This window comes from Kribbella sp. NPDC049584, assembly GCF_040675555.1.
In the GTDB taxonomy this organism is placed as follows: domain Bacteria; phylum Actinomycetota; class Actinomycetes; order Propionibacteriales; family Kribbellaceae; genus Kribbella.
In genome coordinates this window covers 217,485-237,260 of sequence record NZ_JBFAPF010000008.1, presented here as the reverse complement: position 1 = coordinate 237,260, position 19,776 = coordinate 217,485, and the positions used below count along the sequence as shown (strand labels likewise).

The following is a 19,776-nucleotide window of genomic DNA, read 5'->3' as shown; positions in this document are numbered from 1 at the left end:
AACAGGGCAGATCGCGGGGCATCCCGGGGCAGATGAATCTGCCCCGAGTGCAGAGGGCGTCTGGCGACGCTGCGCCTGCTGCGCAGCACCCGGCGGGCACCTGCTCGCGACGGCGCAGCGTCGCCAGACGCCCTCTCGAACCCTCCGGCTCGACCGCGCAAGCACCCGAGCCGGAGGAGCTGTCAGAAGGCGGACTCCGGGAGGTCCATCACGTCGAGGTCGGTGAGCTCGGCCTTGACCCGCTCGGCCCGGACCGACGGCATCGTGCTGCGGACGAACCACTGGGCCGCCGCCACCTTGCCGGTGTAAAAGTCCTGGTCAGCAGGGGAAAGCTCGCCGCCCAGCCGCTCCAGCGCGACCTCCGCCTGGCGGAGCATCAGCCACGAGCAGACCACGTCGCCGAGGACGAACAGCAGCCGGGAGGTGTTCAGGCCGACCTTGTAGATGTTGCGCGGGTCGCCGTTCTCCGCCTGCGGGTTGCTGGCCATCAGGGCCTGCCCCATGATGCCCAGGATCTTCTGGGTGTCCTCGAGCCCCTTGGCGAGCAGTCCGCGCTCCTCCTTCAGCCGGCCGTTGCCGGCCTCGGAGGCGACGAACGCCTGCACCTGCTCGGCCAGGTGACCGAGCGCCTTGCCCTGGTCCTTGATGATCTTGCGGAAGAACAGGTCCTGGCCCTGGATGGCCGTCGTGCCCTCGTAGAGCGTGTCGATCTTCGCGTCCCGCACGTACTGCTCGATCGGGTAGTCCTGCAGGAAGCCGGACCCGCCGAACGTCTGCAGCGACTCGGTGCCGAGCAGCGTCCACGACTTCTCCGAGCCGTAGCCCTTCACCAGCGGCAGCAGCAGATCGTTGACCCGCTCGGCGAGGTCGTCGTGCTCACCCGCGTACCGCGCCTGCTCCGCCCGGTCCTGGTACGTCGCCGTGAACAGCACCAGCGCCCGCAGCGCCTCGGCGTACGCCTTCTGCGTCATCAGCGAACGCCGTACGTCGGGGTGGTGCGTGATCGTGACCCGCGGCGCGTCCTTGGCCGGCTGGGTCAGGTCGGCGCCCTGCACCCGCTCCTTGGCGTATTCGAGCGCGTTCAGGTAGCCGCTGGACAGGGTGGCGATCGCCTTGGTGCCGACCATCATCCGGGCGTACTCGATGACCTGGAACATCTGCGCGATGCCGTCGTGCACCTCGCCGAGCAGCCAGCCCTTCGCCGGCACGCCGTCGCCGAAGGTGATCTCGCAGGTCGTGGAGACCTTGATGCCCATCTTCTTCTCGACGTTCGTGACGAAGGCGCCGTTGCGCTCACCCGTCAACTCGCCGGTCTCGAGGTCGAAGTCGTACTTCGGGACCACGAACAGGCTCAGGCCCTTCGTGCCCGGACCGCCGACGCCCTCGATGCCCTGCGGCCGCGCGAGAACCAGGTGGATGATGTTCTCGGTCAGGTCGTGCTCGCCCGAGGTGATGAACCGCTTGACGCCCTCGAGGTGCCAGCTGCCGTCTTCCTGCAGCGTGGCCTTGGTGCGGCCTGCGCCGACGTCGGAGCCGGCATCCGGCTCGGTCAGCACCATGGTCGCGCCCCAGCCGCGCTCGATGATGTGGTGCGCGATCTTCTTGTCGCGGTCGACGCCGTTGCGCCAGAGCACATGCGCGAAGTTCGGGCCGGCGGCGTACATGTGTACCGGCGGGTTGGCGCCGAGCACCAGCTCGGCGGCGGCCCAGCGCAACGACGGCGGCGTCGGCTGGCCACCGAGCTCGGCGGGCAGCTCGAGCTTGAACCACTCGGCGTCCATGTAGGCGTGGTAGCTCTTCTTGAACGCCTCGGGCATCCGGACCTCGTGCGCGTCCGGATCGAAGACCGGCGGGTTCCAGTCGGCCTCCGCGAACGACTCGGCCAGCTCGTGCTTGGCCAGCCGGTCGACCTCCGCGAGCACCTCACGCGCGGTGTCGACGTCCATGTCGGCGTACGGGCCCTGACCTAGGACGTCACCGCGGCCCAATACCTCGAGCAGGTTGAACTCGATATCCCGCAGGTTCGACTTGTAGTGGCTCACAGAAGCTCCCCATACCTAATAGCCGCATGTTTACTCGCCGGTAACTTGAGTATATACCCGCCGGTAATGAGGTCAAAGGGAGATTGACTGTGAGGTATGAAGCTGATTTACGAGACCCACTCGATCACTGTCGACAACGAACGCGGGATCGCGACCGGTTGGCTGCCCGGTGAGCTGTCCGAGGAGGGGCGCCGGCTCGCGGCTGAGATCGGGCCGCGCCGGCAGGACGTCGACGTGGTGTTCAGCTCCGACCTGCGTCGCGCAGTACAAACCGTCGAGCTGTCCGGGCTGACGGTGCCGCATCTGCAGGACTGGCGGTTGCGCGAGTGCAACTACGGCGTGCTGAACGGCGCACCGGTGGACGCGCTCGACCCGAGGGTCAAGCGCGTCCACAGTCCGTTCCCCGGGGGTCAGAGCTACACCGACGTCGTCGAGCTGACCCGTTCGTTCCTCGAGGACGCCAAGCGCTGGTACGACGGCCAGGTGGTGCTCGTGGTCGCGCACTCGGCGAACCGGTGGGCCCTCGAGCACCTCCTGGGCGGTCGCGCTTCGATGGAAGAGCTGATCGTCTCCCCGTTCAACTGGCAGCCGGGATGGGAGTACCGGGTCTAAGGCGTGTAGACGGTCGCGCTGCCGTACAGCTTCTTGGTGAAGGCCGACATGTACGACGACGTGTCGGACTCGGTCAGGTTGTACGTGAGGAAGACGCCGTACCCCTCGCTGACCGTTCGCTGGGCGAGGCTCGCGGCGGTCGACGAGCTGGTGTCGGTGTAGGAGATGGCGGCCGGGGAGAGGCGGGACTTCTCGCTCGGTCCGCTCGGGACGCCCCACGTGCCGTAGTACGGATTCCAGGCGTAGTTGAAGGTCTCCGCGATGCTCTGGCCGTTGTAGGTGAGGCGGTCCGCGGCGGGGCCGATGTCGTAGAGGGTGATCAGCTTGTTCGGGAGCTTGGCGCGGAGAGCCTGGACCAGGTAGACGAACGAGAAGTCGTTGGGCTGACCGGTCCCGTTGTTGCCGTACTCCGCGTACTCGTCGTCGAAGTCGATGCCGTCCAGACCGTACTGGTTGACCGCGTCGGCGAGCTGCTGCGCGAAGGCGTCGGCGGCCGCCTGGTTCGGGAAGTTCGCGAAGCCGGCGCCCTGGTGGTTGCCGAGGACCGACAGCAGGACCTTGATGCCCTTCTGCTGCAGCGGGCGGACCTGGGTGGCGACGTTGTTCAGCACGTTGGTCACCTGGTCGTTGAAGAACAGGTACGCGTTCGAGCCGTCGTAGTTGATGTTGGCCGCGAAGATCACCGCGACGTCGATCACCTGCGCTCCGCCGTTCGCGAGCGTGTACTTGCCGGCGCTCAGCATGCTGTAGTTGTTGACCTCGATGTACGCGACGGTGACCGGACCGGCCTTCTGCGCGCGGCGGCACTTGTTCGCGGCCTCGGCGGGCAGCGCGGCACCAGTGGCGGCCGCGGCGGTACCGGCGGCCAGGGCTGACAACAGGGTCCTTCGTTTCATGAGCGACGAACTCATCCGATCGACTCCTCGTCAAAGGTGGGCGGTGTCGCTATATCGGTTAAGTACCCGTCGCCGCCTGGACAAAAGCCCAGACGGCGACAAGAGATAAACCGGTATAGCGACACCGATCATCGATCGGCCGAAACCCGGTGTCAAGAGTTCACGTCAACGGTACGACGTCGATCTTGCCACCGGCCTCCACCTTCACCTCGGCGTGCATTCCGGCCGGTACCAGAAGCGCGTTCGAGCGCGCCGCGCTCCACGCGCCGCCGTCGTACCGGTAGGACAGTTGTGCGTCCTTGCGAGCGACCGCCCAGCCCTGGTTGTCGGGGAGTTTGATCGCGACCGGCAGCGTCGCCGCCGCATCGGGTACGCCGCCGTGCACGATCCGGGGCTTGCCCGTCTTCGGCTTGAGTACGGCGTACACGTGGGTCGGGTCGTTGTCGAGCGCCTGCTCGCCGATGTACACGGCCGTGCCGGTGGCGGTCACGCCGTACCCGGTCCAGACCGAGAAGGCGGTGCTGTTCGCGTTCGGGTCGCTGACCTTTCCGATCGCGTCGTTGAAGACCTCGTTCGCCTTCGCGCGCAGCTTGTTCGCGCCGTCGCTCATCGCCCAGAGCCCGTCACCCTCCTGCGCGAAGTCGGACCACAGCCGGTTGTCCGGGGTCTCGGTCAGCGTCGGCCCGGTGTTCAGGACAGCGAGATAGGAGAAGGCGTTGCCCGGCATCCTGTTGATGCGGAGGTCCTCGTCCTTCTGGCCGGCCGGAAGCTTCACGATCGCTACCCGGTCGCGGAACTTCAGCGGGGTGTACGTGCGCTTGACCGAACCGTCGTCGGCGTACGTGCGACCCAGCGACAGACCGATCTGTTTGCCCGGCATCTGCAGGACGACCAATGCCTTCGTGCCGTCCTTCCCGACGACGAACGCGGTCTGCTGGGACGAACCCGGGACCGGGTAGTCGTCGCCTATCACGGTCGGCTTGCCGTCCTTGCCGTCGACGACGTACCCCACCAGCGCTGCGACGCCCTCGTGGTACAGCTGCACGTCCGAGTGGTTGCGGAGGTCGGAGTTCTCGACCACGATCGCGGCCCGCCCGCCGGGCGTGTTTCCAGCCCAAGCGACCTTGGCGTCTCCCTGCAGGTGGTTGAAGATGCCGCGGTCGTGGTTGATCGACTTTCCGTGCGAGGATCGCCAGACCGCCAGGACCTGCCTCAGATACGTCATGTCGCCGGCCAGGTCGCCCTGCGTCGGACCGTTCATCAGGAACGCGTACGGATCGCCGTTGCCGGGGCGGGTTGCGACCGGCGGCTCGGCACTGTGGTCGAGGATCGTCGGCGCGGCGACCGCGGCCCCGCCGACGACGACCGTCGTCAATGCGATGGCGCCGGCCGTGAGGAAACGGCGGCGCCGGAGCCGGCGAGCCCCGCCGGCCCGCGCCCGGTCGAGCAGGTCGGGCGGCGCTTCGACGCTGTCGACGTCGGCGCTCAGCCGCTGCTTGAGTTCGGTCTCGGTCATCGCAGTCCTTCCAGGATGGCGGGTTCGGTGATGAGGCGGAGCCGGTCCAGTGCGCGGGACGTCTGGCTCTTCACCGTGCCGAGTGAGCACCCGAGCGCGTCGGCGGTCTGGGCCTCGGTGAGGTCTTCGTAGTACCGGAGCACGATCACGGCGCGCTGCCGCGGCGGAAGCTCCTGCAGGGCGGTGATCAGCTGGGCGCGGACCGCGTGGTCCTCGGCGCCGTCGGGCGTCGGCCGGTCGTGGTCGGCGAGCGCGACCTCGGGTTTGCGGCCCTTGCTGCGCCAGCGGTTCGCGGCGAGGTTGGCAAGAGTCTTGCGGGCGTACGCGTCCGGTGCGCTGTGGATCCGCCGCCAGCTGACGTAGACCCGCTCGTACATCTCCTGGACGAGATCCTCGGCGGCCGAGCGCTCGCCGACGAGCAGTACGGCGGTCCGTAGCAGCCGGGTCGAGCTGCCTCGGACGAAGTCGTCGAAATCATCACCCCGCGTGACCATCCACCCCTCCTCGGCGATCGTGCTCGTAGACAGGTAGACACCGGCGCAGACCGGAAGGTTGCATTGCCCGAGTCGCGGCGTGGTGGCGTTGTGGATGAAGATGGACGCTTCGGCCGCCATCGACGGGAGTTGATATGCGAGTGATCGGGCTGATGTCCGGGACGTCGTACGACGCGATCGACGCCGCTGCCGCGGATCTGCGGCTGGACGGCGACGAGTTGGTGCTGACGCCGCTGGGCATGCTCAGCCAGCCGTATCCGCCGGAGCTGCGGGCTGCGGTCGCAGCGTCGTTGCCACCGGCATCGACGACGGTCGAGCAGGTCTGCCGGCTCGACACCGGGATCGGGCAGGCGTTCGCCGCGGTGGCCCGGCAGGCGGTGGAGCAGTTGTGCGGTGGGTACGCCGACCTGATCGTCTCGCACGGGCAGACGGTCTTCCACTGGGTCGACGACGACGGAACGGTGCGCGGGACGCTGCAGCTCGGGCAGCCGGCGTGGATCGCCGAGGCTACCGGCATACCGGTGGTGTCGGACCTGCGGGCGCGGGACGTGGCGGCGGGCGGGCAGGGTGCGCCGCTGGTGAGCATCATCGATGTGCTGTGGTTGCGCGGGCGTCCCGGCGTACCGGTCGCTCTGAATCTCGGCGGGATCGCGAACATCACCGTCGTCCACGGCGAGCCGGTTGCCTTCGACACCGGTCCGGCGAATGCCCTGATCGACGCTGTGGTGACGGAGCTGACCGGGCAGCCGTTCGATGCCGACGGGGTGATGGCGGCGCGGGGTCAGGTACACGAGGAACTGCTCGCTCGGCTGCTGGCGGAGCCGTACTACGCCCGGCCGGCGCCGAAGTCGACGGGCAAGGAGCTGTTCAACCTCGCCTACGTCGCCAAGGCGATGGAGGGGCTGCCGGAGATCCCCACGGAGGACCTGGTCGCCACCGTGACCACGCTGACCGCCCGGACCGTCGCCGACGCCGTCCGGAGGTACGGCGGGACCGAAGTGGTCGCATCGGGAGGCGGGATCCAGAACCCGGCGCTGATGCATCTGCTGGCGGACGAGCTGGAGATTCCGGTCCGGACCACGGACGAGCTGGGCATGCCGTCGGCGGCGAAGGAGGCGTACGCGTTCGCCGTGCTCGGGTTCCTGAGCGTGCACGGCCTCGGCGGGACGGTGCCGAGTTGCACCGGCGCCACGCACTCCAGCGTGCTCGGCTCGGTCACACCCGGGCTGAGTGGACTACCGACGATTTCAGGCGAGGCACGACCTCCCATGCGCCTTCTGGTGCAATGACCGCACACTAGTGCTGTGACGAGGATGTTCGTGGTGACGGGAGCACCCGGGTCGGGGAAGACGACGGTCGTGCCGGAGTTGGTGCGGCTCAGCCCGGGGAACCTGGTCGTGATGGACATGGACGAGCTGCTGGACGACGACGGCCGGCTGCTCGGGATCGACATCGCCAGTCCGACGGCGGCGCCGATCTGGCCGGCGTACAACGCGCTCTGGTTGCGGATCACCGAGCTGATCAGGCGGTCCGGGATTCCGGTGCTGCTGCTCTCGCCGTTGCTGCCGGCCGAGCTGCCGGAGGGCCGCTGGCTGCACCTGGACTGCCCGGACGCCATTCGCCGCAAACGGCTCGCGCTCCGCGGCTGGGCCGAGGACCAGATCGCCGACGCCCTCGCCGAGGCCGCCGAGCTCCGGACCCGGGTCCCGCGCTCGGTCCGTGGCGACCTCTCGCCGGACCGCGTGGCCCGCAGCATCCTCGACTGGATCCGCGGCGAACGCTTCGGCAAGACCCTCAACCTGTGGGGCCGGCTCCGGACTTGACCTTCGAGTTGGTTCAGGGATCAGGGTCGGGCCCATGAGGCTGACGATCAGTGAGTTTGCGCGGGTAGTGGGGCTGGCCCCGAGCGCGCTGCGGTTCTACGACGACTGCGGGCTGCTGCCGCCCGCTTTTGTGGACGCGGCGAACGGCTATCGGTACTACGACCGGTCGCAACAAACCAGGGCTCGGCTGCTGCGCGACCTGCGCGAGATCGACCTCCCGCTCCCGGAAGTTCGTATCGCCCTGGATGCCGACCCCGCCGACGTGGCGGACCTCGTCCGCTCGCATCTCCGCACGCTCGAAGCCAAGTCGACCGCAACCCGCGAAGCTGCAACCCGCCTCCTCACCCAGCTCCTCGCGCACCAAACGACGGCAGCCCTGGGCGGACCGGAACTTGCCAGCGCGATCCGCCAGGTCTCGCCGGCCGCGGCCGCGACAGGCGAGTACCCCGGCCTGGACTGTGTGCTGATCGAGTTCTCGCCCGACGAGATCATCTTCGTGGCGACCGATCGCTATCGGCTGGCGGTGCGGACTGTTCGGCCGGTGGAATTCGGTGGGGTGGCCGGGCGGGTCTTGGTCCGGGCGGACGAGCTCGCGCAGGTGAGCCGGTGGGCCGCGGCGGGGGATGTGGTGCGGTGCGAGGTCGACGGCGGGCTGGTGCTCGTGCGGGGTGACGAGTCGCGTGAGCTGGCCGTGGTTGATGCCGAGTATCCGGCGTACCAGCAGATTCTCGACGGGCTGGCGCCGCCGGTCTGCCGGGTGGCGGTGGATCGGGCGCGGCTGCTCGACGTACTGGTCGGGCGGGATGTTGTTGCCTTTGACATCGACTCCGGGAGCCTGCGGATCGGCGACGAGGTGAAGCTCGACGCCATCGGGTCCGGGTCGGTGCGGGTCGGCTTCACCGCGAGTATGCTCGCCGCCGCGCTGGAGGCGAGTGTCGGGCCGGACGTGCTGCTCGAGATCTGCGAGCCGGCGCGACCGGTCGTCGTACGGTCGGCCGACCAGGGCACGTTCACCACCCTCGTCATGCCCGTCCGGCTGGACGGGTGACGCGGTCGTTCTACGGCTGGCTGGCAGGATCGACTCTCTCGGTACTCGGTGACACCGCGCTGTTCTTCGCGCTCGGTTGGGCGGCGACGGGCATCGGCCCACAGGTCGCCGCGCTGGTGCTGACCGGGTTCACCCTGCCGCGCGCCGTACTACTCCTGCTCGGTGGCATCCTTGGTGACCGGATCGGTCCGCGTCGGTTGCTGCTCGGGTGCAGCGCGATCGTCGGCACATGCTGCTTCGTGCTGGCCGCGGTGGTGGGTGTCCGCGGGACTTCGGCCGGTCTGCTGTTGATAACGGCGGTGGTGGTCGGGACGGTTGATGCCTTCGCGCTGCCCGCGGCGGGCGTGCTGCCGCGGCTGTTCGTGGCGGAGGAGCAGTTGCCTAGGGCAATGGCTCTGCGTACGTCGGCGACGCAGCTCATCACGCTGGCCGGTGGACCGCTCAGTGGGCTGCTCGTTGCGACGGTCGGGCTGGTCGGGGCGCTCGTGCTCGACGGGCTGACGTTCGCGGTGCAGTTCCTTGTGCTGTTCACGCTCAGACCGCCGTACGACGTGAGCCCAGCCGCCCGCGTCGGCCGTTCCGTTGTCCGCGAGGCGCTGGATGGGTTGCGGGTTGCTGCTGGGGATCCTGTGTTGCGGATGGTGCTGGCTGTGGTGGCGCTGGTGGCTGCGTTCGTCCTGCCGGTCACGTCGTTGTGCGTTCCGTTGCTGGCCCGATCACACGGCTGGGCGGCCGGGCAAGCCGGATTTGTTGTGGCGGGCAACGTTTGTGGTGGGCTGGTCGTGACGATCCTCGTCGCCCGGTTCGGCACGTTCGAGCGCGCCGAGCTGACCGGCGGCGTCGGGTGTCTTGTCGCCGCGGTCGGGATCTCGGGTCTCGCGCTGGCACCGTCCGTCCCGCTGGCGGTCGGCGCGACTCTTGTGCAGGGCGTCGGCATCGGGCTCTTCACGTCCCACCTTGCGCCGGTGTTCGTCCGCAGTACGCCGACATCGCATCTGACTCGACTGCAGTCGCTGCTGTCGTTGGTGCAGACCGTTCCGCTGATCGTGTCGACGAATCTCCTCGCCACGCTCGACGTACACAGTGCGCTCATCCTCGCGGCCGCCGCGACCGCACTCGCCGGCCTCCTCCAGGTCCGCGCCTACCTGCCGAAGTCGATCTCGAAGGTCGGGTAGTCCGGCTGCGGACACGGCTCACCGCGATACCCCAACTTCTCGTAGAACGGCGCCGCCCGCTCGTGATGGCCTTGCCACTCGAGATGCTGGACCCGCGTCGACGCCCACTCCGCCACCGCATCCATCAACGCCCGCCCAACCCCACCACGCTGCCGCTCCGGCGCGACGTATAGATCATGCAGCCGCCCGTGGTGCCTCCGCCCCGCCCGCAAGTGCGTCCCGTAGTCCTGCACCACGGCGTACCCGATCAGCTCCCCACCATCGTCGTACCCCAACGCCACCCACCGCGGATCCTCCACCAACTCCTCGAAGAACCCCCGCGACTCCACCTCCGAAAACGCAGTCCCGAACCCCTCCACCAAAGGCCACAACCGCCCCCAGTCCTCCACCATCAACTCCCGCACACCCATCCCCCCTCCCAGTCGGCCCACCCTCGCGACCATCCATTTCTGGCCTTGTAAGACGGATCGTCTTACGATGGTGGTATGGCGGACACGATCACGATTCGTACTGACGCGGAGACCGAGCATGCGCTGGCGGTGCTGACTCACGACGGGAGTTCGCGCTCGGCGGTCATCAGGCAAGCGGTGCTCGAGGCGGCGTCGCGCCGGGAGCGGGCCGCGGAGATGCGCCGAGCCGTACTGCGAATGCCGCTCGGCGATCCTGATGGCATCGACGTCGGGGCGGAGCTGTCCCAGGACCGGGACGGCGAGCGCTGAATGATCTACCTCGACTCGGCCACGATCGTGAAGCTGGTCCACGCCGAGACCGAATCGCAGGCCTTACGTGACTGGCTGGACGAGCGGGCCGAGGTCGGTTGGGTGAGCTCCGTCCTCGCCGAGATCGAGTCGTTCCGGGCCTTGGCCCGGCACGCTCCTGAGGCGGTGTCGCGACTACATCTGGTCCTGGATCTCATCGACCTCGTCGACCTGGACGCGGGTACGCGGATTCTCGCGCAGACAGTTCGGCCGGCGACCGTGCGGAGCCTGGACGCTGTCCACCTCGCGACCGCCCTTCGCGTCCAGCCGCTCACCGCCTTCGTCACCTACGACAAGCGCCTCGCCGACGCAGCCCGAGCAGCCGGCCTCACCGTCGACGTACCCACCCGACCTATTGACAGCATGTTGTCGTGATGACAGCATGTTGTCTATGAGGACAGCTTATGTGGCGGTTTACGAGACGTTGGCGGACTGGGAGATCGGGCACCTGGTGGTGGAGTTGCGGACGGGGCGGTTTACCGGGGTGCCGTGGGCTGTGGTGACGGTGGGGGAGTCGTTGGAGCCGGTGGTGACCATGGGTGGGATGCGGGTTGTGCCGGATGTGACGATTGCTGACGTCGAGCCGGACGCGGGTGACCTGCTGGTGCTGGCTGGGTCGGGGCAGTGGGACAACGGGGGTGGGGACGCGTTCGCCAAGTTGGCGGCGCGGTTCCTCGAGGCGTCGGTGCCGGTGGCGGCTATCTGTGGCGCGACCGCGGGCCTGGCGCGGGCGGGGCTTCTGGATGAGCGCAAGCACACGAGTGCCGCGAAGGAGTATCTACAGGCGACCGGATACCAGGGCGTCGAGAACTACGTCGACGAGCGGGCTGTTGTCGGTGGGGACCTGATCACAGCGGGGCCGGACTCGCCGGTGCAGTTCGCGCGGGCGGTGCTGCAGCGGCTCGAGCTGGCGGACGAGCGGAAGCTGGATGCGTACGAAGGCGTGTTCCATCGCGCCGACCCCGCGGCGTACGCGGTGCTGGTGGGATGACGCGAGAGCGCGGACCGGCTGGCGCGGACCGGCGTACCCGATGATGGTCGGATGACGGTTCCACCTCGGGAAGAGTGGCCGAAGCCGACGAAACAGTCGGAGGGTGGTGCGGTGTTGACCGATGTCGTCCTCGCCACCTTCCGGCTGAACGCGCGGCTGATGGAGGCCGCCCAGGACCTCGCCGCGCACGGCGGCCTGACGGCTGCGTGGTGGCAGGTGCTGGGCGGGGTGCTCGACGAGCCGCGGTCGGTCGCCGACGTCGGCCGGATCATGGGCGTCAGCCGGCAAGGTGTGCAGCGCATCGCGGATCTGCTGGTGGAGCGAGGGCTGGCGGAGTACCGACCGAACCCGGCCCACCGTCGCGCCAAGCTGCTCGCCTGCACCGAGGCCGGCTACTGGGCGATCCGCCAGATCGCGGTCGCCCAGCATCCGTGGACGTCGCAGCTCGCGAAGGCCGTCGACCTGGACGACCTTCGGACGACGCTCGCCACCATGCAGGCGATCATCACCAAGCTGGAAGAAGCTTGATCGCCAGACTGCTCCCGTAGGTGTGGCGGGTGGTAAAGGTCAATCGTGTGCCGGTCAGCGTTCGCGTCACCTGAATCCCTGATACGGGGGTCGCGGGCTTGAGGTACTGCGCCCAGAGGTTGACGGTGATCGTGTCGCGCTGCGTCGTCGGATCGGACACCGCAACCTGCACGCTCGACGATTGACGGCGGAGCAGCAGCGAGGCCGGACCGTCGATCGTGAACCCGGGAAGGTTGTGAGCTCCGGGGGTGAACGTGTTGGCAGCGGTCAGGCGAAGGCCCAGATGCTGGATCGCCTGCGCTTTAACGGTGTTGGCAAGGGTCAGGATCCGGTTGTGCTGGTAAGCCTTCAGAGCGGATTCTGTTGCGTTAGGCACCAATGCGTAAGCCAGAGAACCGCTGGCGCCGGCAGGTTGGGTGGCGGTGAGAGCGAAGACCTGCTTGGTGATCGCGGTGTCCGGGTTGGACGTGCGTACCACGCGCCGGCTCCGGGTGATCGCCCGCAGATCGACCGAGAGCTCGGTCGGCTGGAGGAAGTGGTAGCCGATGGAGGCTGTGCTGTTGGTGTAGTGGAGCCATCGTGGTGACACCTGGCCGGAGCCGGTCCACGGGCGGCCGTCGCGGCGTACGCCAGTGATCGTCACAGGGTCGGTTGCGCCGGCGATGCGGGTGTCGAGGGTGGTTGTGACCGCGCGGGTCGCGTCGCCGACGCCCGCCGCGAGTACGACGATCTCGTCGTCGAGGAGGAACCACGACTTGGTCGCCGAGGCGTTCTTGTAGACCACGAAGTCGTCCGGCAGGTTCGCGCGCGACGCGTACGCGAAATCGTCCGACTGCACCCAGCCGACCGCGCCGTACGCGTCGAGGGTCGCGCCGCCGGAGTGGACGTTGGTGCCGGTCGGGAAGTACACGTAGGTGTTCTGCGACTCCGACGATGCGGTGAAGGTCGGCGGGTTGTCGTAGTACGCCGTTCCGTACAGCTCCGGCACCGTCTTGCGTGTCTCGACCGGCGCGGTCACGCCGCCGAGCGCGTACGGCGAGACCGTCGTGTAGTAGTCGATGCCGAACGACTTCGTCTGGTCCTCGCCCGCCAGGTAGAGGTAGTGCGCGCCGTCGCCCTGGAACCACGGCATCAGGTTCTCGCCGCTCATGTACTCGTACTTGCTGATCCGCTGCGAATTCCGCGCGACCGCGAACGCGTACCCGGGCCGTCGATGCACGGTCCGGTCCATCGCGTTGAAGGCCGTCGTGCTCGCGGCCGGATTGAGGTCCGCCGGGACGATCGCCGGATCGTTCTTCAAGTCTGCGAACCGGCCGATGCTGACCGGCGAGACGAACGAGTTCACGTTGATCGTGGGCCGCGCGGTGAACTTCGCGAACGCCTTCAGACGCAGGGCATCCGCGCCGGTCGCGTAGTCGGCCAGATCGACGATCGCCTCGACGACGACCGCCACGTCGTCGTACCCGGTCGCCGTCCGTGACACCGCGCGACCCTTGACGATCTCCATCATCCAGCCCTCGAAGATCAACGGCGCGAACCCGTGCTCGACCCAGCCCTGCACTACACCGACCAGGTCGCCACTCTGCGCGTAGTCCGTCCCCGCGAGCGTCTTGATCGTCTGAACGACCCGGCTGAGCAGGCCCTTTCCGTATGAACCCGTGTACGCGACCGACGCGTGCTGGATGAACGAGCCGTCCGCGTAGTACCCGTCGGTGACGTCGTGCTGGAGGTTGTACGGGTCGATGGTCGCGAAGACCGTGAACTGGTCCTGCAGCGCCTTCCGGATCCGCGCGTCGTCGTTCAGCAGGGCACCCTGGAGGACGCGGTTCGCGGTGATGTCGACGAGGTTCGCGCCGGTGTGGAAGCGCGAGTCGAGGTCGACGTCCCCGTCCTTCCCGTTGCGCAGGTACGCGTCCATCGAGGCGACGTACTGCGTGATCAGGTCGGTCGGGGCGTCGATCAGCGCGAGCGTCTTCGACACGAACGTCGAGATGCCGATCTCCCAGGTGAACCAGTTGCCGTAGTACCCCTTCGACTGGTCGCCGTAGTAGTTCTGGTGCAGCCAGAGCAGCTTCTCCGCGATCCGGGCGCGCACCTGCTCGTTGCCCTGCAGGTCGGATGCCGGACCGGGCCGGCGGAAGGCGAGCGCGATCTCGTAGAGGTGCTGGTACGACGAGCTGAGGTTCGGATCGCTCGTGCCGAGGGGCAGGCCGGCGAAGAGTTCGCCGGCGCCGGCGCGGTCGAGCGCGGCCAACCAGGTCCGCGCCGTGCTGTCGATCGCGGCGACTTTTGCGGCGACCTCGGGGCGGGCGTTCGATTCCGCCGTACCGGCGTAGATCGCGATCGCATTGGCCAGCAACTGCCCGGGCTCGGCGCTCACCGTCCGCCCGTCAGCGCGGGCGGCCGGAGCTGGGTTGACCGCGGTCAACAGGGCGATGGCGGGAACGAAGGACAGCAGGCGGCGACGGGTGATATCCACTGAAACTCCCAGGCGGTGGGAAAAACCTCACCCCGAGAGTCAATCAGCCGGAACTATCTTCCGGCAACCGCTTGCTGCCTGTGACTTACGCCCCGCCGGCGCCGATCAGTTGGGGGTCGATGGACAGGACCCGGACTGCTTCGCCGGTCGACTTGGCGGGGATGACCAGAGCGACCTGGTGGAGGTAGTCCTGGTGCAGGCTCTGCGTGTACTTGACCATGCTGCTGAAGGCGGTCGCCTCGCCGCTGGTCCAGTACGCGTTCGAGCCCGGCTCGACGCGCTGCAGGTACTGCTCGGTGAGCGTGAGGAACACCAGTGCGTCGCCGGACGACGTGATGAAGGTCAGCGGCTCGCCGGACGCTGCGAACGCGTCGGTCACGCTCGCGATGTACGGCTCCGCGGTGTCATTGGCCTTCGACGTCGCACGTAGCTTGAGGAAGCTCGAGAGGGCGGGTGACGGCGTGAAGAGCTTCGACTGCGGCGCATTCGGGCCGCCGGTCAGGTACGCCGCGAGGTCCTTCGCGACTGTTGCCGGCTGACTCTGCAGCTTGCTCAGGTCGCTCTTCTCCGGGGTGCGCATCCCGTCGACCGACGGCAACTCGACCCCCTTCGGCGGGTAGACCGAGTGCGTCAACAGCCACGGGCTGCCGGCGTTCTGTCGCTGCCAGACGCCGAGCTGCCGGTTGCCCGGCGCATTGGAGATGCCCGAGCTGACCACGAACCGCATCGGGTACGACGCGAACTGCGGTGCGCCGATCTCCGGGTCGGTGTAGCTGAACGGCTTCGAGATGTCCTTGCCGGCGGCATCGAGCTTGCGCCCGATCACGAAGCCCGCCTGGGTCTGCGCGAGTGTCGGATTGCCCTCGATCGTCGCGGAGAGCTTGGCGTCGCGCGTCCGGTTCGCCTGGTTGTTGAGCTGGTTGTAGCGCTGGACCACGGCCTGCGCGTCGGCAAGCGTGACGGCCGGACGGCTGTCCGGTGCGGACAGGCTGTTCTTCGGCGGCATCAGACCGCAGCTCGTTGTCGTGAGCAACAAAGCGCCACTGGCCAGCAGGGCGGCCGTACGGCGGACCGCCTCGTCGCTCTTCTCGAACTCGGGCGACGCGGCGAGCGGAACGGTCTCCGGCTCGACGGCCTCGGAGCGCTCGACGGTCTCAGCGGGCTCGATCGTTTCGGTGCGCTCGATGGTCTCGGTGCGCTCGATGGTCTCGGTGTGCTGGACGGTCCCGGTGCTCTGGACGGTCTCGGTGGGCTCGACGGGTTCGGTGCGGTCCACCGGTTCGGCGTACCGCGGCGGCTCGGGCTGCTGGGAGGCGCCGGCGCCGATGAGAGCCGGCGACTTGGCCCGGGCGACCGCCGCGGCCGACATGAACATCGGCGCCGCCGGCACCGGCGTCGGCTTGATCGGAGCGGGCGCTGCCACCGCCGGCTTCGGCTTCGCGGCCGGGGGCTTCGGCTGGGTCGTGGCGAACGGGCTGACCCGCTCAGGCGCGAACGGCGACACGCGGTACGCCGGCTCGTTGTCGTCCGACGTACCGGCCGCGACCGGAACCAGGACCGGGATGCGCGAGGTGACGGGCAGCGGGATCTCGGTCGTCGCCTCGGCGTCAGCCGCGACCGCGACCTTCCGGCGACGGAACATCAACGCCAGGCCCAGCGCGAGCACCAAAACCCCCGCACCCAGCACCAGCAGGCAGATCCCGAACAGCCGGTGCACCTGCACCCCGAAGCTGACGTGCGCTCCGACGGCCGGCGTGCCGTCCGCGTTCATCACGACGACCTCGTACCGACCGTCCTGCATCGGCCAGCTCAGCGACTGCGAGCCGGTGGCGGACTGCGCGACCCACCAGTCGAGCTGGCCGGGCGGCGTCAGCTTGCCGTTGCGGCCGCGCAGGTCCTGCGTGCCGAACGTGCCCGGCGGCTCGAAGCGGATCAGCTGGGTGTGCGCCGACCCGGCGAGATAGTCGCGAACGTCGAGGTCCTGCCCGATGCCGACGAACAGCGGCTTGTCGCCGGACGCGCTGACGTGCAGCGTCGGGCCGTGCCGGTCGAGCAGCGTGGGCGCGGTGACGACCGCGAGCCCCGAACTGGCGAACTCACGGCTGGGGGTCGAGATCGTGTTGTCCGGACCGACCAGCCAGAAGGCGGCAACGGCTCCGGCCACGGTGGCCACGAGACCTGCCAGCGACAGCAGCAGGCCCAGGGTGATGCGGGCGAAACGCATGAAGAGGCTCCCGTTGTACGACGAGCCCGGCGACGGACGGGTGCACCGGACGGCGGGTTCACCGGTCCGGACCCCTCTCCAGGTATCCGGAAGCTCACCCGTTGTTACTAGATAACTGAGCCAACAAGGATCTGTTACGGATCGGGCTCAGACGGGTGAAGCCGACTCCCACGGCGATCGGCAACGGGTTGCCGGTTCAGTGCAGGTACGACGCGCCGTTGAAGTCGAGGACCGCGCCGCTCGCCCAGTTCGCCTGGGGTGAGGCAAGCCAGAAGATCGCGTCGCCGACCTCCTCGGCGGTGGCGACCCGGTCGAACGGGCTCTGGGCCCGGATCGCGTCGCCGCCGGGACCCGACAGGAAGGTCTCAGTCATGTCGGTGGCGATGAATCCGGGCGCGATTGACGTCACGCTGATGTCATGTGGTGCCAACGATGCCGCCAACGATTGCCCGAGCGAGTGCAGCCCGGCCTTCGAGGCGCCGTACGCGGGCACGTCCGGCTCGCCGCGATAGGCGCCGCGCGATCCGACATTGACGATCGCACCCCGCCGTACGCCGTCCGCGGGGTCCTTGTCGAGCATCTGCCGCGCCACGCACCACGTCACATGGGCCGCGCCCTCGAGGTTGACCGCCAACGTACGACGCCAGGTCGCGACCCACTCGTCGTACGACGTCTCGGCCAGCGGGTGACCGACCCGGCGCGAACCGCCGACCGGCTCGTCGACGAACATCGCCGCGTTGTTGACGAGTACGTCGATCCGCCCCAGTGCGCTGGCCGATTCGTCAACCAGGGCAGGGATTGCGGCCGCGTCACCGAGGTCCGCGGCGATCACTGCATGGCCGTCGCCGGGCAGTCCGGCCCGGATCTCCTCGGCGCGGTCGATCGCCCCGCGGCAGTGCAGCACGACCCGGTCGCCGGCTCGTGCGAACGCCTGCGCGGCGGCCGCGCCGACGCCCCTGGATGCGCCGGTGATGAGTACCCCTCTGGACACGGATCCTCCCTTGGTTGACTGCACGTCATTCTGCCTGTGCCGCCACTCTGACGACGAGGTGACATCAGGAGGGGTTGACAGTGACGTCACGATGACGTCATGCTTGCTGTCATGGAACTTGACCACTACCTCGAGTCGGTGCGGCGGAGCGTCGAGAACGCCACCGCCCTGGCCGACGACCAAACCCGCTCCGTGGCCCAGCGCCTCGGGGCGACGCTGGATGACGCGGGCCGCCTGGCCCTCATCTCAGCCCTGTCCGACGCTGCCGGGGAGATCAGCCGCGAGCTGTCCCCGGGCTCGGTCGAGCTCCGGATGGCCGGTGGCCGTCCCGAGTTCGTGGTCACGCCGGCTCCCAGCCAGCTGACCGGTCCGGACGAGACCGACGACGACATCGACGACGAGGCCGACTCGGAGGCGAACGAGCAGTTCGTGTTCGACGCCGACGAGCCGACCGCCCGGATCACGCTCCGGCTGCCGATGTCGATCAAGAACAAGGTGGACGAGGCCGCGAATGCCGAGGGCATCTCCTCGAACGCGTGGCTGATGCGCACCGTGATGACCGAGCTGAGCGACCGTGGCCGCCGCTCGCGTCCGCCCCGGCCGCCGCGCCCGCCGCGGGGTCCGGTCTTCGGTCCGGAAGGCCCGCTGGGCCCGAACGGCCCGCTCGGCCCCGACGGTGTCTTCGGCCCGAACGGCGTGTTCGGTCCGAACGGACCCTTCGGCGACGAGGGCGTCTTCGGCCCGGAGCGCAGCCGCCGGGACCGCGACCGCCGGCGTGACGACCGCGACCGGCGCCGCGAGGACAAGGAACGACGCAAGGGCGGACACGGCCCGGGACAACGGATGACGGGATGGGTCGAATGAGCGGCTTCAGCCAGCAGATCACCGACGACGAGAACGATCGGATCGAGCGGATCCGGATCGACATCGGCTCCGGTCTGGTCGAGCTCAAGGCCAACCCGGACGGCGCGGGGACCGCGGTCGCCATCGACGTCGACGAAGGCCGGGAAGAGGACGTGATCGTGGAGGTCGTCGACGGGGAGCTGATCATCGAAGGCCCGCGCAACGTCCGCCGCGGACCGGAGATCCAGGTCCGGATCGCCACCTCGGCGGTTCTCGAGGCCAGGGTGAAGACCGGCTCCGGGGACATCACCTCCGAGGTTCCGCTCGGTCCGGCCCGACTGTCCACCGGCTCCGGCGACGTACAGCTGACCCGGGTCGAGGGCGAGCTGGGTGTCAACACCGGCAGCGGTGACGTCAAGGTCGAGCAGGTCGACGGCGCGGTCAAGGCCAGCACCGGCTCCGGTTCGATCGACATCGACGAGGCCGGCGACGCGCTCGGCCTGAGCACCGGCTCCGGCGACGTCACCGTGGGCGAGGCCAACGGTCCCACGTCGGTCAAGGTCGGCTCGGGTGACATCACCATCGAGCGGATCCGCGACCACTCGGTCGCCACCTCCGGTTCCGGCGACGTCAGGGTCGAGATCGCCGACGGACCGAGCGTCCAGGCCGAGACGGCCCGCGGCGATGTCCAGATCGGGGTGCCCGAGGGCCTCCCGACGTACCTCGACCTGAAGACCGTCACCGGGCAGATCAGCTGCGATCTCGAGCCCGGCGAGAAGCCGGCCGAGGGGGAGCGCGCCCTGATGCTGCGGGCCCGCACCGTCTCCGGCGACATCACGGTCTACAAGGTCTGACCCCGCGTAACGCCGCACGCGTCGGATCGGCGCGGTCGGGTTCGTTGGGTTGATGTAAGCGATCACGGTCCCGCCGACTGGGGCGGGACCCGGGCGAAGCATTGCCGAAAACCACTACTGCACCGGGATTGTCCGAAGGGGAGCACGATCATGATCACCGAACACCAGGAAGTTGCCCGCTACCGAGTCGCCGAGCAACTGCGCGCCGCCGAGGCCCGCGCCATGCTTCACGACCGCAAGAACCGCACCAGCCCGCGGGAGGGTCTCGCCAGCGCACTGCGCCGGCTGGCCGACCGGCTGGAGCCCAGCCGCCTGGCCGAGCCCGCGTCCCGGGTCCTGGCCGACCAGCAGCCCCGCCACCGCGGGACCGGGCTCTCGATCGTCCGATGAACGGTGTAAAGCAGAGCGGGGTACCGCTGAACAGCGCGGCCGCCGCGCTGTACCACCTGCTGCAGCGTCTGGGACTCGCCCGGACCAGCTGAGATTCTCCGGACGCTGCAGC

Annotated in this window: 20 protein-coding genes; 12 read left to right on the top strand and 8 right to left on the bottom strand. The window is 68.7% G+C overall.

What is annotated here, in order from left to right; genetic code table 11:
* Nucleotides 1-182: 182 nt before the first annotated feature.
* Nucleotides 183-2,042, bottom strand: a complete 1,860-nt coding sequence (locus AB0J62_RS26555) for an acyl-CoA dehydrogenase (RefSeq protein WP_363876560.1) — start codon at nt 2,040-2,042, stop codon at nt 183-185.
* Nucleotides 2,043-2,138: 96 nt separating this feature from the next.
* Here AB0J62_RS26555 and AB0J62_RS26550 point away from each other — a divergent pair, with 96 nt between their 5' ends.
* The gene (locus AB0J62_RS26550) at nt 2,139-2,654 is read left to right on the top strand and encodes a histidine phosphatase family protein (RefSeq protein WP_363876557.1); all 516 of its coding nucleotides are present in this window, start codon (nt 2,139-2,141) and stop codon (nt 2,652-2,654) included.
* Here the strand turns inward: AB0J62_RS26550 and AB0J62_RS26545 are convergent.
* From AB0J62_RS26545 to AB0J62_RS26535, 3 genes are all read right to left on the bottom strand, one after another.
* Nucleotides 2,651-3,565 carry an endo-beta-N-acetylglucosaminidase H gene (locus AB0J62_RS26545; RefSeq protein ID WP_363876554.1) on the bottom strand — a complete coding sequence of 305 codons (915 nt, stop codon included), beginning with the start codon at nt 3,563-3,565 and terminating at the stop codon, nt 2,651-2,653. The two genes, AB0J62_RS26550 and AB0J62_RS26545, sit on opposite strands and share 4 nt — an antisense overlap.
* A 145-nt stretch (nt 3,566-3,710) precedes the next feature.
* Nucleotides 3,711-5,066, bottom strand: coding sequence for a hypothetical protein (locus AB0J62_RS26540; RefSeq protein ID WP_363876551.1), 1,356 nt, complete (start codon nt 5,064-5,066; stop codon nt 3,711-3,713).
* Nucleotides 5,063-5,680 (bottom strand): SigE family RNA polymerase sigma factor, encoded by a 618-nt coding sequence (locus tag AB0J62_RS26535; protein ID WP_363876547.1) that lies wholly within the window; start codon nt 5,678-5,680, stop codon nt 5,063-5,065. The genes AB0J62_RS26540 and AB0J62_RS26535 overlap by 4 nt, the downstream gene beginning before the upstream one ends.
* A gap of 14 nt (nt 5,681-5,694) precedes the next feature.
* Here AB0J62_RS26535 and AB0J62_RS26530 point away from each other — a divergent pair, with 14 nt between their 5' ends.
* Genes AB0J62_RS26530 through AB0J62_RS26515 form a run of 4 tightly spaced genes read left to right on the top strand, consistent with a single transcriptional unit; the run spans nt 5,695 to nt 9,606 of the window.
* Entirely contained in the window at nt 5,695-6,849 is a 1,155-nt protein-coding gene (locus tag AB0J62_RS26530) for an anhydro-N-acetylmuramic acid kinase (RefSeq protein WP_363876543.1), read from the top strand.
* 24 nt (nt 6,850-6,873) lie between these two features.
* Nucleotides 6,874-7,383 (top strand): AAA family ATPase, encoded by a 510-nt coding sequence (locus tag AB0J62_RS26525; protein ID WP_363877022.1) that lies wholly within the window; start codon nt 6,874-6,876, stop codon nt 7,381-7,383.
* Nucleotides 7,384-7,417: 34 nt separating this feature from the next.
* Nucleotides 7,418-8,431, top strand: a complete 1,014-nt coding sequence (locus tag AB0J62_RS26520; RefSeq protein WP_363876540.1) for a MerR family transcriptional regulator — start codon at nt 7,418-7,420, stop codon at nt 8,429-8,431.
* Nucleotides 8,428-9,606 (top strand): MFS transporter, encoded by a 1,179-nt coding sequence (locus AB0J62_RS26515; protein ID WP_363876537.1) that lies wholly within the window; start codon nt 8,428-8,430, stop codon nt 9,604-9,606. The genes AB0J62_RS26520 and AB0J62_RS26515 overlap by 4 nt, the downstream gene beginning before the upstream one ends.
* Here AB0J62_RS26515 and AB0J62_RS26510 read toward each other — a convergent pair.
* Nucleotides 9,573-10,016, bottom strand: coding sequence for a GNAT family N-acetyltransferase (locus tag AB0J62_RS26510; RefSeq protein ID WP_363876534.1), 444 nt, complete (start codon nt 10,014-10,016; stop codon nt 9,573-9,575). The two genes, AB0J62_RS26515 and AB0J62_RS26510, sit on opposite strands and share 34 nt — an antisense overlap.
* Nucleotides 10,017-10,091: 75 nt before the next feature.
* Here AB0J62_RS26510 and AB0J62_RS26505 point away from each other — a divergent pair, with 75 nt between their 5' ends.
* From AB0J62_RS26505 to AB0J62_RS26490, 4 genes are read left to right on the top strand one after another with little or no spacing between them, the layout of a single operon-like run.
* On the top strand, nt 10,092-10,325 hold the full coding sequence (locus tag AB0J62_RS26505) for a hypothetical protein (protein ID WP_363876531.1): 234 nt from the start codon (nt 10,092-10,094) through the stop codon (nt 10,323-10,325).
* The gene (locus tag AB0J62_RS26500) at nt 10,326-10,739 is read left to right on the top strand and encodes a type II toxin-antitoxin system VapC family toxin (protein ID WP_363876528.1); all 414 of its coding nucleotides are present in this window, start codon (nt 10,326-10,328) and stop codon (nt 10,737-10,739) included.
* Between the two features lie 16 nt (nt 10,740-10,755).
* On the top strand, nt 10,756-11,355 hold the full coding sequence (locus AB0J62_RS26495) for a DJ-1/PfpI family protein (RefSeq protein WP_363876525.1): 600 nt from the start codon (nt 10,756-10,758) through the stop codon (nt 11,353-11,355).
* A 51-nt stretch (nt 11,356-11,406) separates the two neighbouring features.
* Complete coding sequence (locus tag AB0J62_RS26490) at nt 11,407-11,883, top strand: MarR family transcriptional regulator (protein WP_363876522.1); 477 nt, start codon at nt 11,407-11,409, stop codon at nt 11,881-11,883.
* Here AB0J62_RS26490 and AB0J62_RS26485 read toward each other — a convergent pair.
* From AB0J62_RS26485 to AB0J62_RS26475, 3 genes are all read right to left on the bottom strand, one after another.
* Complete coding sequence (locus AB0J62_RS26485; protein ID WP_363876519.1) at nt 11,861-14,362, bottom strand: polysaccharide lyase family 8 super-sandwich domain-containing protein; 2,502 nt, start codon at nt 14,360-14,362, stop codon at nt 11,861-11,863. The two genes, AB0J62_RS26490 and AB0J62_RS26485, sit on opposite strands and share 23 nt — an antisense overlap.
* Before the next feature lie 85 nt (nt 14,363-14,447).
* Nucleotides 14,448-16,586: a hypothetical protein gene (locus tag AB0J62_RS26480; protein ID WP_363876516.1), complete on the bottom strand. Its 2,139-nt coding sequence runs from the start codon at nt 16,584-16,586 to the stop codon at nt 14,448-14,450.
* Nucleotides 16,587-16,782: 196 nt separating this feature from the next.
* Complete coding sequence (locus tag AB0J62_RS26475; protein WP_363876513.1) at nt 16,783-17,577, bottom strand: SDR family oxidoreductase; 795 nt, start codon at nt 17,575-17,577, stop codon at nt 16,783-16,785.
* 111 nt (nt 17,578-17,688) lie between these two features.
* Between AB0J62_RS26475 and AB0J62_RS26470 the strand changes: the two genes are divergently transcribed.
* The 3 genes from AB0J62_RS26470 (at nt 17,689) to AB0J62_RS26460 (ending at nt 19,664) form a co-directional block, all read left to right on the top strand.
* Nucleotides 17,689-18,441 carry a hypothetical protein gene (locus AB0J62_RS26470; protein ID WP_363876510.1) on the top strand — a complete coding sequence of 251 codons (753 nt, stop codon included), beginning with the start codon at nt 17,689-17,691 and terminating at the stop codon, nt 18,439-18,441.
* Nucleotides 18,438-19,274, top strand: coding sequence for a DUF4097 family beta strand repeat-containing protein (locus AB0J62_RS26465; protein WP_363876507.1), 837 nt, complete (start codon nt 18,438-18,440; stop codon nt 19,272-19,274). The genes AB0J62_RS26470 and AB0J62_RS26465 overlap by 4 nt, the downstream gene beginning before the upstream one ends.
* Before the next feature lie 150 nt (nt 19,275-19,424).
* Entirely contained in the window at nt 19,425-19,664 is a 240-nt protein-coding gene (locus tag AB0J62_RS26460; RefSeq protein ID WP_363876504.1) for a hypothetical protein, read from the top strand.
* Nucleotides 19,665-19,776: the final 112 nt, after the last annotated feature.

Coding starts and splice junctions, on each gene's coding strand:
- AB0J62_RS26550 (WP_363876557.1), top strand. CDS start 2,139: ATGAAGCTGATTTACGAGACCCACTCGATCACTGTCGACAACGAACGC.
- AB0J62_RS26545 (WP_363876554.1), bottom strand. CDS start 3,565: ATGAGTTCGTCGCTCATGAAACGAAGGACCCTGTTGTCAGCCCTGGCC.
- AB0J62_RS26540 (WP_363876551.1), bottom strand. CDS start 5,066: ATGACCGAGACCGAACTCAAGCAGCGGCTGAGCGCCGACGTCGACAGC.
- AB0J62_RS26535 (WP_363876547.1), bottom strand. CDS start 5,680: ATGGCGGCCGAAGCGTCCATCTTCATCCACAACGCCACCACGCCGCGA.
- AB0J62_RS26530 (WP_363876543.1), top strand. CDS start 5,695: ATGCGAGTGATCGGGCTGATGTCCGGGACGTCGTACGACGCGATCGAC.
- AB0J62_RS26525 (WP_363877022.1), top strand. CDS start 6,874: ATGTTCGTGGTGACGGGAGCACCCGGGTCGGGGAAGACGACGGTCGTG.
- AB0J62_RS26520 (WP_363876540.1), top strand. CDS start 7,418: ATGAGGCTGACGATCAGTGAGTTTGCGCGGGTAGTGGGGCTGGCCCCG.
- AB0J62_RS26510 (WP_363876534.1), bottom strand. CDS start 10,016: ATGGGTGTGCGGGAGTTGATGGTGGAGGACTGGGGGCGGTTGTGGCCT.
- AB0J62_RS26505 (WP_363876531.1), top strand. CDS start 10,092: ATGGCGGACACGATCACGATTCGTACTGACGCGGAGACCGAGCATGCG.
- AB0J62_RS26500 (WP_363876528.1), top strand. CDS start 10,326: ATGATCTACCTCGACTCGGCCACGATCGTGAAGCTGGTCCACGCCGAG.
- AB0J62_RS26495 (WP_363876525.1), top strand. CDS start 10,756: ATGAGGACAGCTTATGTGGCGGTTTACGAGACGTTGGCGGACTGGGAG.
- AB0J62_RS26490 (WP_363876522.1), top strand. CDS start 11,407: ATGACGGTTCCACCTCGGGAAGAGTGGCCGAAGCCGACGAAACAGTCG.
- AB0J62_RS26480 (WP_363876516.1), bottom strand. CDS start 16,586: ATGCGTTTCGCCCGCATCACCCTGGGCCTGCTGCTGTCGCTGGCAGGT.
- AB0J62_RS26470 (WP_363876510.1), top strand. CDS start 17,689: ATGGAACTTGACCACTACCTCGAGTCGGTGCGGCGGAGCGTCGAGAAC.
- AB0J62_RS26465 (WP_363876507.1), top strand. CDS start 18,438: ATGAGCGGCTTCAGCCAGCAGATCACCGACGACGAGAACGATCGGATC.
- AB0J62_RS26460 (WP_363876504.1), top strand. CDS start 19,425: ATGATCACCGAACACCAGGAAGTTGCCCGCTACCGAGTCGCCGAGCAA.